The sequence below is a fragment of the Aequorivita capsosiphonis DSM 23843 genome (assembly GCF_000429125.1).
In the GTDB taxonomy this organism is placed as follows: Bacteria; Bacteroidota; Bacteroidia; order Flavobacteriales; family Flavobacteriaceae; genus Aequorivita; species Aequorivita capsosiphonis.
In genome coordinates, this window is the sequence record NZ_AUBG01000011.1 from 247,823 (window position 1) to 263,608 (window position 15,786).

A 15,786-nucleotide genomic window follows, 5' to 3' on the forward strand; every position below is an offset into this window, starting at 1 on the left:
TAAATATAAGCCTAAAACAACTACTCTCTTACAACTAAAGACTACCGACTAAATATGTCAATAACTGATTACTTTACATTGCTCTGGCACGATTACACCTTGCGAACCATAACTATGGGAACAGCGGTATTGGGTGCAATCTGTGGTATGTTGGGAAGTTTTGCTGTTTTGCGCAAGCAAAGTCTTTTAGGTGATGCTATTTCACACGCAGCCTTGCCAGGTATTGCAATTGCATTCCTAATCACGGGTGCAAAAGACACTCATATTTTAATGCTCGGCGCTCTTGTAGCTGGCTTGATTGGTACTTTCTGGATTCGTGGTATAACTTCAAAAACACATCTTAAAAGCGATACTGCACTTGGATTGATTTTATCTTTATTCTTTGGTTTTGGTATGTTGCTGCTCACTTATATTCAAAAGCAACCCAACGCCAATCAAGCTGGATTGGACAAATATCTATTCGGACAAGCCGCAACTTTGGTGGAAAGCGATGTTTTTTTAATGATTGGGGTTACGGGGGTTTGTCTCGTGATTCTCCTATTGTTTTGGAAGGAGTTTAAAATCATGCTTTTTGATATGGATTACACCAAAACTTTAGGCTTTAATGTTCGGTTTATCGATACGCTTATTACCTTTTTTATAGTATTGGCAATTGTTCTTGGGCTTCAAACGGTTGGTGTTGTTTTAATGAGTGCCATGCTTTTGGCTCCGGCCGCGGCTGCAAGGCAATGGACCAATAGTTTGGGAGTAATGGTAATTGTGGCAGCAATAATTGGTGCTTTGGCAGGAGTTTTTGGAACTGCAATAAGTGCGAGTCAAGACAATCTTTCAACAGGACCTGTAATTGTATTAGTAGCAGCCGTTTTCGTGCTGTTCTCGTTTATCTTTTCCCCCGGAAGAGGGATATTATTTAGGGAAATTCGATTTAGAAAAAACAGAAATGATCTTCAGTTAAAAAAGACACTTCAATTTATGTTTGGCATTGCAAAGACGCATGAAAACATTTCACATCCACACGCAATTCGGATTTTGAATAATTTCCACGGGTTTTCAAAAAGTTCCTTACAGAAAATGGAAGAGAAAAATTGGATTCAATTGAAACGTAACGAATGGTCATTGACAAAAGAAGGTTACGAAGAAGCCAAGAATCTTTATAATCAACAAAGCAATGAGTAGTGCACAATTAGAAATACAGTTGATTGCTTCGGTTGTTGCAATAGCCTGCGCCATTCCAGGAGTATTTTTAGTACTTCGGAAAATGGCACTTATCAGCGACGCCATTAGTCATTCTATTTTACCGGGAATTGTCATCGGCTTCTTTATAACCCAAGATTTAAATTCACCATTATTAATATTGTTAGCCGCTCTTACGGGAGTGATTACCGTGATTATGGTTGAAATGATTCAAAAAACAGGATTGGTAAAAGAAGATACTGCCATTGGACTCGTTTTTCCCACACTTTTTAGTATTGGAGTAATTCTAATTGCGAAAAACGCAAACGATGTCCATTTGGATGTTGATGCAGTTTTACTTGGAGAACTTGCCTTTGCCCCTTTTGACAGGGTATTGATCTCAGGAATGGATATGGGACCAAAATCGTTATGGGTTATGGGATCTATCTTGCTGATTTCAACAACTTTATTGATTCTCTTTTTCAAAGAATTAAAAGTCAGTACATTTGATGTAGGACTCTCTTCAGCATTAGGCTTTTCACCCATGGTCCTGCATTATGGGCTTATGTCTGTATCATCAGTAACTATTGTAGGTGCCTTTGATGCTGTAGGTGCAATTTTAGTAGTGGCATTGATGATAGCGCCGGCAGCAACAGCATATCTCTTGACAACGAATCTTAAGAAAATGATTGTTCTGTCCATATTTTTTGGAGTTTTCTCAGCCGTGAGCGGCTATTGGTTGGCAAACATTCTTGATGCTTCAATTTCAGGATCTATGACCACCATGTTGGGTATTATCTTTTTAGTGGTTTATCTATTTGCACCAAAAAAAGGGCTGCTTTCAGTGCTATACAGACAAAAACAACAACGAACTGAAGTTTCTTTGATAACATTTTTACTTCACCTTAACAACCATTCCGAAAAGAGAGAACGCCACATTAATCATTTACAGGAACATATTAACTGGCAAAAAGTGCGTTCAAAATCCGTGGTAGATCTGGCACTGAAAAATAATATGGTCACCATAACGGACGATATTGTTTCCCTTACAAAAAAGGGAAAGGACTTTACAGGTTTGGCTTTAGAATATATACTCACAAACCGTGATGATAAAATAGAACATATTAAAGAAGACTTTTTCTTGTTCCGAGGATAGAAATAAACTGTTCTTAGTTCAAGATTTTGAAAAACCTTCTATTGAAATAGTAAACAATACGATAGCAACAAAGCTAAAATTTTGAGAATTATCACTGATTGATTAACTATTAATTCAAAATGAGATGGACAGAAGAAGTCATAAATCTCTTGAAGAAGTACACGGAACCATTGAAACTTCAGGCAAAAAATCGCCTTGGAAGCGACTACTCGCCTTTTTGGGTCCCGCCTATTTAGTGAGCGTAGGTTATATGGATCCGGGAAACTGGGCCACAGATATTGCGGGGGGAAGTCAATTTGGATACAAATTGATTTGGGTATTGTTAATGAGCAATATTATGGCACTCTTGCTTCAAAGTCTCTGCGCGCGTTTAGGCGTAGTGCGAGGACGAGATTTGGCCCAAGCCTCTCGGGAAGCCTATAATCCATTCGTGAATTTTATACTCTATGTTCTCGCTGAAATTGCCATAGTAGCCTGCGATCTCGCAGAAGTAATAGGAATGGCAATTGGTTTAAACCTTCTTTTTGGACTCCCAATGATTTGGGGAGTTTCCATTACTGCCCTGGACACCTTCCTGCTTTTATTCCTTTTGAATAAAGGAATGCGGAAGATGGAAGTTTTTATTATTGGCCTAATTTTTATCATTGGAGGATCTTTTTTTGTGGAAATGCTTTTTGCAAAACCTGATATGGGCGATCTGATGGCTGGCTTTGTCCCTTCGATTCCAGATAGCAACGCCCTTTATATTGCCATTGGTATTATTGGAGCAACAGTAATGCCGCACAACCTGTACTTACATTCTTCCATTGTACAGTCTAGAAAAATAGAACGTACCAAAAAGGGAATTAAACAAGCCTTGAAATACAACTTTATCGATTCGGCGATTGCACTTAATCTTGCATTTTTTGTAAATGCCGCCATTTTGATATTAGCTGCCTCCGTGTTTTTTAAAAATGGGTTATACGAAGTAGCCGAAATTCAAGATGCACACGCTCTTTTGGAACCCTTATTGGGATCAAAGATAGCTCCGGCATTTTTTGCAATAGCCTTGATTGCCGCTGGTCAGAGTAGTACACTAACTGGAACATTAGCCGGACAAATTGTGATGGAAGGTCACTTAAATTTACGAATTCAGCCTTGGGTTCGTAGATTGATAACCCGGATGTTGGCAATTATCCCAGCGCTTTTAACCGTGATCTATTTTGGTATCAGTGGCACAGGACGATTATTAGTTTTAAGCCAAGTTGTACTCAGTTTACAGCTTGGATTCGCCATAATTCCACTAATTCATTTTGTGAGTAGTAAAAAGCTGATGGGCGAATTCAATATAAAATGGCCATTGCGGATTGCATCCTGGTTAGTAACCATAATCATAGTACTACTTAACGCGAAATTGGTAATTGATGAAATAACAAACTGGCTAAAAACTACTGACAATCCCATTTATATCTGGGTTTTCGTCGTTCCAATAGCAGTTGGCGCCGCGATATTATTAATTTATATCACTTTTAAAACGACGGTTAAGGATATCAATGGCACTAGAAAATTAGTGCCGCACATTCTTGACGCTAAAGTGGATGAGCTTGCTCAACCTCTTTCCTATAAAAAGATTGCTGTTCCAGTAGATTTTTCAACTTCCGATGAAAAGAGTATTTCCGCAGCTTTGCAATTAGGAGGGAAGGATGCAGAATATACCCTTATTCATATTGTAGAAACTCCAGGAGCCATGATTTATGGTGATGAGATTGACGATTATGAAACCGAAAGCGATGAAAAATTCTTAAACACCTATAAAGAAAAGTTAGAAGAAAAAGGTTTTAAAGTATCGGTTGAACTCGGTTTTGGCTCTCCGAAAAAGAGCATTCCAAAGATTGTGAATGCTTCCGAATTTGATTTATTGGTTTTGGGTGGCCACGGACATAAAGGATTTAAGGACTTACTTTTTGGAACAACTGTTGATAGTGTTCGGCATAGGGTTAAGATTCCTATTTTTATAGTATAATATTGGAAGACCTTACTGAATTTTTAGATTAGCACTCTTTTTTATAATCAAAAAAGCCGTTAAAGCTCAAATCTTCATCGAGTGTTGGCCAGTGAATTCCGAAAGGAGAGAGTTCATAGTTTTCTCGTTCCTCCTTTGATGCGTTTTGCAGCCTTGGGAACCACGATAAAGGATGGCTCATCTTCAGGCCATCACTAGTCTCTATATAGATCTCTGATTCTGTAAACCAAAGCTGTCTTATTTTTATGTTATCTTCTAAAGTGTTCATTCCAATTTTCAATTATAATCTCTCTATTTTCCTGGATTATTCCTTCTTCCAACTTGATATCTCTGTTCCTTAAACCTTTGTTTGATATTAATTTAATTTTTCCAACTTCAAACCTTGCTTCTCCATCCGCATTCCTAACGTGTATGTGAATAGGTAAATGTTCGTTCGGTTAAAAGAAAAATCGCATACCAAAAACGATAAATAAGGTCGGCATAGCTATCTACTTTAGTGCAAGTTAAGGAATTTATATCAATATTTTCTGAAGCGTAAAAATGATTTTAAATTACAAAAGCGCTCAAACTCTACTTAAAATACTTCGTTTATTTTAAAAACTATCGTTTCTGGCGAAATGATTTTCATTTTCATATCCCTGCAAAAACTTCCCCAATAAATTGAAGTGTCTCGTTTCAAGTTCTTAACTTAAGTTGAAAGGAAGCACTGCTTTATGAAAACCTATCAAGTTTCTAATTTTCTGGAATAATTTTTTAATGTATCTTTAAAACTTATAAAAATTTTAAAAATGAAAAATTCTCTTTTAGCAATTATAATCCTTTTTTCAAGCTTTGTCTTTGGGCAAGAAGAATCTGCCAAAATCCCTCAAATTGGAGTGAAAGTTTCATTGGGTGAAACTGTGGTTTTAAAAGGGGTATCGGTTAAATTTTTAGAAGTGGTAGAAGATTCCCGTTGTCCAGAAAATGTAAATTGTATTTGGGCAGGACGAGCCATTGTCAAGGCTGAAGTAACTTCCAATGGAAAAACAGAAGAGAAAACCCTTACTTTTGGCGAAGTAAAGCCAGGCGAAGAAAAAAACACCAATCTTTATAGCTCTTCAAAATTTGCCATTAATGGATTGACGTTAAATCCTTATCCTACTTCAGAAAAGACAGGAAAAAATTCTGGATATACTTTATTGATTTGTGAGGAGAAAAATAATTAATGACATCCACAATCGCTTTTGCCACACTTGGTTTTTCCACCATCAAGCGTTTCACTTGAATTTCTGCGTGATTCAAAAATAGGGTTCCAAACAAACTTTTTCAATAAAAAGCCTGCAGCGATAGAAAACGTAATTAAGACTAAGATTGTTTGCATAGTACAAAGATATTCAATTTTCCCTAACCTCAAAATCCCCTCCCAGCCTCCCCAAAGGAGAGGAGAAAGTACTGTTATTGACGTAATGAAATAAAATTAAGAGTTACTCGCTTATTTATAAAAAATAATCAGTGAAAACTGCATTTGCTGCAATCGGAGTGATCTCCCACTTTATTTTTGGCAGTTTTTGTAGATTTAAACGGGTTCCAAATAAACTGAGTTATTAAAAAACCCACTGCGAGTAAAAATGCTATTAAAACTAATATTGTTTGCATACTGTTTAAATTTTAAAAATTTGTGAAGGGTTTACCCCTTCCGTCATATATTCCTTCTTCGCGGAATATATGCCACCTTCCCCTAAAAAAGGGGGAAGGAGCTAAATGAAGTATTACTTTACTTTAAAGTTTGATAGGCCACAAGAGCAAAAACATAAGCAATGGCTGTCATTACAACCAATTGCCACATTGGCCATTTCCACGTATTGGTTTCTCGTTTTACAATGGCAAGCGTACTCATACACTGCATCGCAAAAGCGTAAAACAACAACAGTGAAATTCCACTGGCAAAATTAAATAGAGGTCCGCCCAAAATAGGATTTACCTCAGCCGCCATTCTACTTTTTATGGTTTGTTCATCATCGCTTCCAACACTATAAATAGTGGCAAGTGTTCCAACAAATACTTCACGTGCCGCAAAGGAAGTTACCAGCGCAATCCCAATCTTCCAATCGTAGCCCAATGGCCTCACCGCTGGTTCAATAAAATGACCAACATGTCCAATGTAGGAATGTTCCAGTTTAAATGATTCAACGTGCATCTCTAATTCCTTTTCTGAAAGATTTTGAGAAGCGTATTCGGTTTCAATGATTTGTTCGGCATTATTAAAATCGCCTGGTCCATAGGAAGCCAAAACCCAAAGGATAATTGAAATGGCAAGAATAATTTTTCCTGCGCCATACACAAATGCCTTAGTTTTTTCAATTACAGTTATAAGAACGTTTTTGGGCAAGGGAAGTTTATAATTAGGCATTTCAACCAAAAAGAAACTTTTCGTGCTTATTTTCAATATTTTATCTAAAATGTAAGCTGAAAGAATAGCCGCGCCAAATCCTAGAATATACATAAACATTAAAGTAATCCCTTGAAGGCTAAAGATTCCCAATACGCGCGTGTCAGGAATTACCAAGGAAATGATAATCAGATAAACGGGTAAACGCGCAGAACAAGTAGTAAATGGCGTCACTAAAATAGTTATTAGCCTTTCTTTCCAGTTTTCGATATTTCGGGTAGCCATAATTGCAGGAATAGCACAAGCGGTTCCAGCAACTAACGGCACAACACTTTTTCCGCTTAATCCGAAACGTCGCATAAGCTTATCCATTAAAAACACCACGCGACTCATATAGCCCGTTTCTTCCAAAATTGAAATAAAGAGGAAAAGGAAGGCAATTTGTGGAATAAAAATTACAATTCCACCTATTCCCGGAATGATTCCTTCGGAAACCAAGTTGGTGAATTGCCCCGCAGGCATCGCATTTTTAGTCCATTCGCTTAAAGAGGCGAAAGAGCGGTCAATAAAATCCATCGGATATTCGCTCCAATCAAAAATGGCTTGAAAAATAAGCATTAATATCGAAAAGAAAATAACATATCCCCAAACTTTGTGGGTCAAAACTCGATCTAAACGACTTCTTAAATCCTTGGCATTAGCGGCATCAATGTGAAGTGTTTCCTTTAGCGTGTCATTGATAAATTTATAACGTATAACGGTTTCCTTTTGCTGAAGCCGTTTCAAGTTGCTAGGAGATTCTGTTTGAAATGAAGCAACACCTTTAAGTTCCTTACGATCTAGTTTTCCAAAATTCACATCTTGGGTTATCACCAGCCAAAGCTTGTAAAGGTCTTGATTTGGGAAAGCGTTTCGCAATCGGTCAAAATACTCAGGTGCGATTTCAGAGGCGTTCAAACAAGGTCTAGTAGGAAGTTGATTGTAATTTTCAATAAGTTCCTTTAGATAATCAAATCCAAGATTTTTTCTCGAGCTGATTAAGGCAATTTTAGTGTTTAATTTTTCTTCAAGTAGAGGAATATCTAGCGTAATTGCTTTCCGCTTCATCCTGTCAGACATATTGATTGCAAGAATCGTGGGGATTCCCAAGTCTTTAATCTGCGTAAAAAGCAAGAGGTTTCGTTTCAGATTCTCTATATCTGCCACTACTACAGCAACATCAGGAAAATCCTTATCGTTTTTGTTCAGTAGCAATTCGATCACTACATTTTCGTCCAAGGAGGAAGCATTCAAACTGTAAGTTCCAGGTAAATCTAAAACGTGAACCTTACAAGCCCTACCAAATTTGCAGTTACCTTGTTTCTTTTCAACAGTAATTCCGGGATAGTTTCCTACTTTTTGGTTCAAACCAGTTAACCTATTAAAAACAGAGGTTTTACCAGTATTCGGATTTCCAACAAGTGCAACGTTTATATGTTTTGCCATACTTCGACTCCGCTCTATAACTGGCGGATGAAATTTTAAAATTATAACAACTCAATTTCTATATTACAGGCAGTTTCTCTTCTAATAGCAAGGTGGCTGCCGTTAATATTGAGATATAAAGGGTCGTTAAACGGTGCAATTTGAACCAAAGACACTTCATTGCCTGGAAGACAACCCATTTCCAAAAGTTTTAAGGGAACCACATCTACGGAAAAATCCTTGATAATAGCGCGCTGCCCTTTTTTTAATGAAGCGATTGTTAGAGCCATCTTTTTATTTAGATTGAATTTAAACAAGGCAAAAGTAATGGTTTTATTTTAGAATGGAAAAGGAAGAATTCTTAATTGTTTCGGAAGTCATTAAACCGGTATTTTCTGTAAGCTCTTACAGGAAAAATTGAAAAATATTTTCTCAAATTGTCATGAGTCATCATACTATTCTTACGAGATTCTTCAACCCGGTATGTATCGCTGAGCGTGTATTTTAGCTTAAAAAAATACTTCTTCTCTATATAGACACGGAAATCACAAAACACGAACAACTGACCATCACGCAATTAAGGTCTGAATCATTTTTCCTTTTCTAATACTTCAATATCGTGTAGCAGCGTTTTGATGGCATCTGGATCGGTACCGTCATAAAATCCACGAATTCGTTTCTTTCTATCTACAAGTACGAAATTTTCGGTGTGAATCAAGTCGTATTCCTCAAATGGAATGTCTTTGGCAGCTAAATAAGACTTTCTCGCAAGATCGTAGATTTCCTTTTTATCGCCAGTAACTAAATTCCATTTTGCATCATCAACGCCTTTTTCCAAAGCGTATTTCTTCAGCTGTGGCACGCTATCAATTTCTGGGGTTACGGTATGCGACAACAATAAAACTTTGTTATCATTTTTTAATTGCTTTTGAATCTCTACCATATGATCGGTCATTATCGGACAGATGGTCTGGCAGGTTGTAAAGAAGAAGTCGGCCACATAAATTTTATCTTTATAGTCGTCTTGAGTGATAATTTTCCCATTCTGGTTTACCAAACTGAAATCTGCAATAGTATGATACCTTTTTACATATTGAAGCGTAGAATCAACAAGTTCGGTGGAAACATCTGCAGGTTGATAGACTTTCAAGACCTCTTTCGGTATCATAACTCGATAAATGACCAGAATAATAACAGAAGAAAGCACAAGAAAAAAAATTGCAAAGAATTTATATTTCTTAAAAAAAGTAAGCATCGCGTTAAATTTTAGACTATATAAATGATTTTGACGCAAAAATAGGCCTGAATTACGTCAAAATGAATACATTTAACATCCTTATTTTTGTTGGGATATGCGTTTTGATTTCTTCTCTACCCATACTTTGGAATCGATTTGTGACTTTCGGCAAAATAGTAACTAAACACACAGATTCGATGAAAAAACTTGTACTTCCCATTTTAATTTTAATTTCCTTTATATCCTTTTCACAAAATTTCAGAACGAATGATATTAGTGAAGCCGAAGCCAAAGCAGCTTCCGGTCTTTTCACTACGGCCAGGAATATGAATACGGACAACTATGACATTAAATATGCCCGTTTAGAATTGGACGTAGATCCAACCCAGGCTTTTATTTCAGGGAAAGTAACATCCCATTTTGAAGCCAAGGAAAACATGAATTCTGTAACTTTTGAATTAGTCAACAATATGACGGTTTCAGAGGTGCTTCAGCGAGGCAATTCCCTTTCTTTTACACAGAACAATGATGATGAGGTGGTAATAACACTTCCACAAATGCAGAATCAAGGTGTTTTGGATTCGCTTTCCATCAGTTATTCGGGAAACCCAATAAGTTCTGGTTTTGGTTCTTTTGAAATAGATACGCACAATGGCAGACCAGTAATGTGGACACTTTCAGAACCCTTCGGCGCAAAAGCTTGGTGGCCTTGCAAACAGGATTTGACTGATAAAACAGATTTAATAGATGTTTATATAACTTCACCAAGATTCAATCAATTCAATGAAGAATACATAGCCGTCTCAAACGGACTGGAGTTGAGCCAAACTATAAACGGCACTAATAAAACCACCCATTATCGTCACGGACATCCTATTCCCGCTTATCTGGTTGCCATAGCGGTTACCAACTATTCTGTTTATTCCCATACGGTGGCCAATAATGGAAACCCTTTTGACATAGTAAACTACATTTACCCCGAAGATCTTAGTTATGCCCAAACGCGCACTCCGGTTACCGTAGATATTATCAATCTATTTGCAGATAAATTTGAACCTTATCCTTATGCAAATGAAAAATACGGTCACGCGCAATTTGGATGGGGCGGCGGCATGGAACACACTACTGTTTCTTTTATGGGAAGTCTTGGTCGCGGTTTAATTGCCCACGAACTGGGCCATCAGTGGTTTGGAGACAAAGTTACTTGTGGAAGCTGGCGCGATGTATGGTTAAATGAAGGTTTTGCGACATATATGGATGGGATGGTTGTTGAAAATTTAGACGGTGAGTCCGATTTTAGAAGTTGGAAAGAGAATCAAATCTATTATACAACCCAGTACCCAGACGGTTCTGTTTATATTCCAGCACAAGACAGCACCTCTGTAAGCCGGATTTTTAGCAGCAGACTTTCCTATGACAAGGCTTCGATGGTAATTCATATGCTTCGGAAAAAATTAGGCGACACTGTTTTCTTTCAAGGTCTAAAAGATTACTTGAACGATCCCCTTCTTTCTTATGGCTACGCAAAAACTCCAGACCTTATTAGAAATATGGAAGCTGCAAGTGGCGAAGATCTTACCGAGTTTTTTAATGATTGGATCTACGGGGAAGGCTACCCGAGCTTTACCATAGAGTGGAACCCAGGGAATACCGGACAGATTAACGTGGAAATATCGCAAACACAAAGTCATTCATCGGTTTCCTATTTTGAAGTGCCCGTACCCTTAAGATTTAACGGAACACAAGGCGAAACTTTGGATTTAGTTTTTGATAATACTTCAAACAATCAAACATTTGAGGCAGATGTACCGTTTACGGTTCAATCCGTTCAATTTGATCCTGAGTACGACATCATCTCAAAAAACAATCAAGTAGTTTTAGGAACAAATGATTTATTTTTCGACCAACAGCTTATTCTGTATCCAAGTCCAACATCTGGTCTTATCAATCTTCAAAAACCAAAGGCCTTACAGGTGGATTCAATACGAATCTTTAATGCTTTAGGTCAATTACTATATTCTGAAAAATATTCAGAAACCGTAGATGTTTCTAAGTTTGCGAAAGGAATACTTTTCTTTCAAGTGGAGACATCAGGAGGGGTTATCAATAAAACGATTATGAAGAATTAGGGTTTTTGGGAGTAAGAAGGGTTCTTTCCACGAATACACGAATTTGAAATTATGCTCTGTACGGAAGAGTTCAATTTTTTCACCACGAATACACGAATTGAATTGGTTGTTTTACGGAGGAGGATGATTTTCTTGCCACAAATGCACGAATTGATTTATGCTCTGTACGGAGCAAGATGGTTCTAATGCCACGAATGCACGAATTGTTTTTATTCGCTGTATGTAGCAGGACGGTTTTCTTATCGTGAATACACGAATTGAATTGGTTGCTTTGTGAAGGAGGTCGGTTTTATTGCCACAAATGCACGAATAGTTCTCCTACTATGCGAGAAGAAGCCCAATTCAATTATCACGAATAAACGTATTACTTTTATTCGCTGTACAGATTAGGACGCTTTACTTATCAGAAAGACACGAATTGTGGAATAAACCTAGAAAGAGTATTGATTTAATCTTAGACCACTAGCTACCATCAGATTCAAGAATCGAATGCAATAATTATTCGTGTATTCGTGGCAAACTTTCACTAACTAGATGTATGAATATATAAAAAATAAGCGGCCAAGACGGTCGCTTATTTTTTTTGCAAGTTCTAAAAGACTACTTTTGTGCGATTTTTTACCCAACTTCCGATTTTTTTTGTCGGGAGCCTCTATGGAGGTTTACTGAAATCAGTCAAAAAATTAGACTCCATTTTGGTAACGAGTACTTAAAAATCGAGACTATTCTATTTAATTATCTATTCAAGATCAAGACGCTATGAGTCCATTTGCTGTTAAAGCTATACAACTACTTTTAAGTTTATCCTTATTAATTGTTCTTCACGAATTCGGGCATTTTATTCCTGCCAAATTGTTTAAAACGCGGGTGGAGAAATTCTACCTTTTCTTTGATGTGAAATTCTCACTCTTCAAAAAGAAAATTGGCGATACCGTTTACGGAATTGGCTGGCTTCCGTTGGGCGGTTATATAAAAATATCCGGGATGATCGACGAAAGCATGGACAAGGAACAGATGGCACAGCCACCTCAACCGTGGGAGTTCCGAAGTAAACCGGCTTGGCAACGTCTTATTATAATGCTAGGTGGTGTAACCGTCAACATTATTGTTGGTTTTGTTATCTATATGGGTATTTTATATGTCTACGGAAGAGATATAACGACTACCGAAGATCTTCCTCAAGGCTTTGCCGTTACCGAACAATTTAAGGAATACGGCTTCCAGGATGGAGATCTGATCTTAAAGATAAATGGAGAGCCTCTGGACGATATGTGGCAAATAAACCGCAATATTTTCCTTAGAGATGTTTCCAATGTTGAAGTGAAACATGCAGATGGAAGTGTCGCGACTATTCAAGTTCCAGAAGATGCAGGATCAAAAATGTTTGAAAATGGGATAATGATTCCGTTTGAGCCAATACAAAAGATTAAACTCGACTCAATATTTCCAGAAGGTTCCGCACACAAAGCTGGGTTATTGGCTTCGGACAAAATTATCGCTATCAATGGCCAAAAGGTAGAATATCGCCATCAATTTGAGAAAGCTTTTGACAAAGAAAAAATTGCAGAAAAGAAAATTGTCATTTTAAGAGGGAATACTCAAGACACTTTGAAAATCATGCCAAATGAGGAGGGAGATATTGGCATTATGTATGCCTCTCAAGGAATTGGGCAAACGAAGATAGACTATAACCTTGGCGAAAGTATTACTGGAGGTTTCAGTTATGGTTATTACACTTTAAGAGATTATGTAGCCCAATTTAAGTACGTCTTTACTAAAAAAGGTGCTACACAAGTGGGTGGTTTTGGCGCCATTGGCAATATGTTCCCAGGTGTTTGGAACTGGCAGAGCTTTTGGGCAACCACGGCTTTAATATCGATCATTTTAGCATTTATGAATATTCTACCTATCCCTGCATTGGACGGTGGTCACGTAGCCTTCCTGTTATATGAAATTGTCAGTGGCCGTAAGCCTGGCGACAAGTTCATGGAATATGCCCAGATGGTAGGTTTCTTTATTTTGATTGCTTTGGTGCTGTTTGCGAACGGAAACGATATTTATCGTTGGCTCTTCGAATAAAAGAATAACGAATTATCATTTTAAAAATACTTCAGGAATAGTTCTGGAGTATTTTTTTTTGAAATATTTTGATGACATTTTAAATCCTTTATCGATGTGTAGGTAAGTCCAAAGTCGATTTTTGAAGTTTTGCCACTAAAAATACCTTGGATGCCTTCATTTAAACGAAAAAAAGCATCCACTTATCTAAGTTGCAAAAAATATATAAATCCATTGCGGATATATTGTATCTTTCTGTGTTGTTCAAGAAATAATACAGAAAATCAAAGATCTAAAAACATATAATTCGCCATTTAACGAAACGGTAGCACTCATTAAACAAAATGATGCCACAACGTTAAAGGAATTGTATAAAGTGAATTTTATTAAAGTAAAACGTTACGTTCTTAAGAATAGTGGCAATGAACAGCAAGCAAAAGATGTTTATCAAGAAGCTTTTTTGGCGATGTGGCGCAATGTAAAAAACGATAAGTTTACTGCGAAAAGTGAAACCGCCATCAACGGTTATATTTATAAAATAGCTAAAAATAAATGGATGGATCACCTGCGATCCTCGAGATATAAAAACACCACTTTTATAAATCGGGAAATTGAATATGACGATTCTGAAATTGATGAAATTGAAACACAGAGCAAAAAAATCAAACTGCTGATGACTGCAATCGACAAACTAGGAGAACGTTGCCAGTTGTTATTAAAACTATTCTATTTTGAAAGAAGACCGTTTAAAGAAATAGCCGTGATAATGAAAATGGACGCGGCCTCCGCACGAAATGCAAAATATCGTTGCCAGGAGGAATTGAAAAAAATGACCCAAAATATCCCCAATGAATCCCAATAAAAACATACCGCTTAGTCAAGAAACCCAAGAGCTTATAGATAACTATCTATTAGGAAAGCTTGATGATACCCAGTTGGTTAATTTTAAAGAACGTTTAAAAATCGATCCAGAATTCTTCAAAATGTTTGAAGAGCAAAAAGCTATTGCCAGAGTTGTAGAGGAGTACAATTTAAGAAAGTCATTAGACGGCTATCACGCTGAAATAGTGGAAGAGCCGGAAAAAAAATGGCTCACTCCCGGCCTGTTTGCTTTGGCAGCCTCAATTTTATTACTTATTGGCGTTAGCGCTTGGGCTATTTTCTACACAGGAAATTCAGCACAAAAGGTGTTTTCTGAAAATTTTAGACCAGATCCCGGACTTCCAACCACTATGGGGACGGCTTCGCAATACGAATTTTACTATGGCATGGTTAGTTATAAACGCAAGGAATATACCGAAGCCATTTCACGATGGGAACCACTTTACGCTGCCAATCCAAAAAACGATACTTTAGTTTACTTTCTAGGAGTAGCAAATTTGGCAAATGGAAATGCCCGTCAAGCGGAAAACTATCTGAAGTTGGCTACTAAAAAAACTGAAAGTGCTTTTTATGAAGATATTCAGTATTATCTAGCCTTGGCATACTTGAAAGAAAATAAAATTAAAGAAGCCACGGAAAGCCTTTCTAAAAACAGTTCTACCGCTGGTAAAAAGCTACTTAAGCAGATTAAAAAACTCTAAGCTTCTTTAATTTTCAAACAACACAGAAGCCTAAAAAAAATAATTTTCATAATTTTTTATTTTTTATTTTGAAGGAATCAAAAAATAGGTATATTTGCACCCGCCAACGCAATCGACGAGGTTGCTTCTGCAGGTTTAGACCTGCAAATGGTAAAGAATAAATTCCTCCTTAGCTCAGTTGGTTAGAGCATCTGACTGTTAATCAGAGGGTCCTTGGTTCGAGCCCAAGAGGAGGAGCAAAAACATCCCTGTCAATTTTGACGGGGATTTTTGTTTTTATATGGATTATTGTGTTTACATACTGCATTCAGACAAACTATCCAGATTCTATACAGGGTACTCTTCAGACTTTGATATCAGATCCGTATTCCACGAAAATTCCGAATCCCGAAAGTTTACCTATAATGCTGCCGATTGGGTCCTGTTTCTGAAAATAGACTGTCAATCTCAGAAACAAGCCATCGGTATTGAAAACCATATCAAAAGAATGAAAAGTTCGGTTTACATCAGAAACCTTAAGAAATATTCAGAAATGGTTGAAAAACTACTGGATAAATATAAATAGGAAAAATTGTTAATCAGAGCCCCGATAGCTATCGGGGTTGGTTCGAGCCCA

The 15,786-nt window shown here is 37.1% G+C and carries 14 protein-coding genes and 1 tRNA gene; 10 read left to right on the top strand and 5 right to left on the bottom strand.

The window, feature by feature from the left end:
* The first annotated feature begins 54 nt into the window (after positions 1–54).
* From G440_RS0110265 to G440_RS0110275, 3 genes are all read left to right on the top strand, one after another.
* Entirely contained in the window at positions 55–1,176 is a 1,122-nt protein-coding gene (locus G440_RS0110265) for a metal ABC transporter permease (protein ID WP_026451230.1), read from the top strand.
* The gene (locus G440_RS0110270) at positions 1,169–2,329 is read left to right on the top strand and encodes a metal ABC transporter permease (RefSeq protein WP_026451231.1); all 1,161 of its coding nucleotides are present in this window, start codon (positions 1,169–1,171) and stop codon (positions 2,327–2,329) included. Before G440_RS0110265 ends, G440_RS0110270 begins: the two co-directional genes overlap by 8 nt.
* A gap of 124 nt (positions 2,330–2,453) precedes the next feature.
* The gene (locus tag G440_RS0110275) at positions 2,454–4,331 is read left to right on the top strand and encodes an Nramp family divalent metal transporter (RefSeq protein ID WP_026451232.1); all 1,878 of its coding nucleotides are present in this window, start codon (positions 2,454–2,456) and stop codon (positions 4,329–4,331) included.
* A gap of 28 nt (positions 4,332–4,359) precedes the next feature.
* On the opposite strand, the gene G440_RS0110280 is transcribed toward G440_RS0110275, so the two are convergent.
* Together G440_RS0110280 and G440_RS21695 are read right to left on the bottom strand one after the other, a co-directional pair.
* Positions 4,360–4,599, bottom strand: coding sequence for a DUF2442 domain-containing protein (locus G440_RS0110280; RefSeq protein WP_034259340.1), 240 nt, complete (start codon positions 4,597–4,599; stop codon positions 4,360–4,362).
* Entirely contained in the window at positions 4,580–4,750 is a 171-nt protein-coding gene (locus G440_RS21695; RefSeq protein WP_211228195.1) for a DUF4160 domain-containing protein, read from the bottom strand. The genes G440_RS0110280 and G440_RS21695 overlap by 20 nt, the downstream gene beginning before the upstream one ends.
* A gap of 369 nt (positions 4,751–5,119) precedes the next feature.
* On the opposite strand from G440_RS21695, the gene G440_RS20695 reads away from it, so the two are divergent.
* Positions 5,120–5,536, top strand: coding sequence for a hypothetical protein (locus G440_RS20695; RefSeq protein ID WP_051285290.1), 417 nt, complete (start codon positions 5,120–5,122; stop codon positions 5,534–5,536).
* 548 nt (positions 5,537–6,084) lie between these two features.
* Here the strand turns inward: G440_RS20695 and feoB are convergent.
* The 3 genes from feoB to G440_RS0110305 form a co-directional block, all read right to left on the bottom strand.
* Positions 6,085–8,184, bottom strand: coding sequence for a ferrous iron transport protein B (gene feoB, locus G440_RS0110295; protein WP_026451235.1), 2,100 nt, complete (start codon positions 8,182–8,184; stop codon positions 6,085–6,087).
* 41 nt (positions 8,185–8,225) lie between these two features.
* Positions 8,226–8,453 carry a FeoA family protein gene (locus tag G440_RS0110300; protein ID WP_026451236.1) on the bottom strand — a complete coding sequence of 76 codons (228 nt, stop codon included), beginning with the start codon at positions 8,451–8,453 and terminating at the stop codon, positions 8,226–8,228.
* Positions 8,454–8,752: 299 nt separating this feature from the next.
* Positions 8,753–9,418, bottom strand: coding sequence for an SCO family protein (locus tag G440_RS0110305; RefSeq protein ID WP_026451237.1), 666 nt, complete (start codon positions 9,416–9,418; stop codon positions 8,753–8,755).
* A 179-nt stretch (positions 9,419–9,597) separates the two neighbouring features.
* Between G440_RS0110305 and G440_RS0110310 the strand changes: the two genes are divergently transcribed.
* The 6 genes from G440_RS0110310 (at position 9,598) to G440_RS0110340 (ending at position 15,735) form a co-directional block, all read left to right on the top strand.
* Complete coding sequence (locus G440_RS0110310; RefSeq protein ID WP_026451238.1) at positions 9,598–11,529, top strand: M1 family metallopeptidase; 1,932 nt, start codon at positions 9,598–9,600, stop codon at positions 11,527–11,529.
* Positions 11,530–12,288: 759 nt separating this feature from the next.
* Positions 12,289–13,608, top strand: a complete 1,320-nt coding sequence (gene rseP / locus G440_RS0110315; protein WP_026451239.1) for an RIP metalloprotease RseP — start codon at positions 12,289–12,291, stop codon at positions 13,606–13,608.
* 346 nt (positions 13,609–13,954) lie between these two features.
* Positions 13,955–14,449 (top strand): RNA polymerase sigma factor, encoded by a 495-nt coding sequence (locus G440_RS0110325; protein ID WP_281170764.1) that lies wholly within the window; start codon positions 13,955–13,957, stop codon positions 14,447–14,449.
* The gene (locus tag G440_RS0110330; RefSeq protein ID WP_026451241.1) at positions 14,436–15,170 is read left to right on the top strand and encodes a tetratricopeptide repeat protein; all 735 of its coding nucleotides are present in this window, start codon (positions 14,436–14,438) and stop codon (positions 15,168–15,170) included. The genes G440_RS0110325 and G440_RS0110330 overlap by 14 nt, the downstream gene beginning before the upstream one ends.
* Before the next feature lie 163 nt (positions 15,171–15,333).
* Positions 15,334–15,407: transfer RNA gene (locus tag G440_RS0110335), tRNA-Asn, on the top strand.
* 43 nt (positions 15,408–15,450) lie between these two features.
* Positions 15,451–15,735 (top strand): GIY-YIG nuclease family protein, encoded by a 285-nt coding sequence (locus G440_RS0110340; RefSeq protein ID WP_026451242.1) that lies wholly within the window; start codon positions 15,451–15,453, stop codon positions 15,733–15,735.
* The last annotated feature ends 51 nt before the right edge of the window (positions 15,736–15,786 follow it).

Coding starts and splice junctions, on each gene's coding strand:
- G440_RS0110305 (WP_026451237.1), bottom strand. CDS start 9,418: ATGCTTACTTTTTTTAAGAAATATAAATTCTTTGCAATTTTTTTTCTT.
- G440_RS0110275 (WP_026451232.1), top strand. CDS start 2,454: ATGGACAGAAGAAGTCATAAATCTCTTGAAGAAGTACACGGAACCATT.
- G440_RS0110280 (WP_034259340.1), bottom strand. CDS start 4,599: ATGAACACTTTAGAAGATAACATAAAAATAAGACAGCTTTGGTTTACA.
- G440_RS0110300 (WP_026451236.1), bottom strand. CDS start 8,453: ATGGCTCTAACAATCGCTTCATTAAAAAAAGGGCAGCGCGCTATTATC.
- G440_RS0110310 (WP_026451238.1), top strand. CDS start 9,598: ATGAAAAAACTTGTACTTCCCATTTTAATTTTAATTTCCTTTATATCC.
- G440_RS0110330 (WP_026451241.1), top strand. CDS start 14,436: ATGAATCCCAATAAAAACATACCGCTTAGTCAAGAAACCCAAGAGCTT.
- G440_RS0110270 (WP_026451231.1), top strand. CDS start 1,169: ATGAGTAGTGCACAATTAGAAATACAGTTGATTGCTTCGGTTGTTGCA.
- rseP (WP_026451239.1), top strand. CDS start 12,289: ATGAGTCCATTTGCTGTTAAAGCTATACAACTACTTTTAAGTTTATCC.
- G440_RS20695 (WP_051285290.1), top strand. CDS start 5,120: ATGAAAAATTCTCTTTTAGCAATTATAATCCTTTTTTCAAGCTTTGTC.
- G440_RS0110340 (WP_026451242.1), top strand. CDS start 15,451: ATGGATTATTGTGTTTACATACTGCATTCAGACAAACTATCCAGATTC.
- feoB (WP_026451235.1), bottom strand. CDS start 8,184: ATGGCAAAACATATAAACGTTGCACTTGTTGGAAATCCGAATACTGGT.
- G440_RS0110265 (WP_026451230.1), top strand. CDS start 55: ATGTCAATAACTGATTACTTTACATTGCTCTGGCACGATTACACCTTG.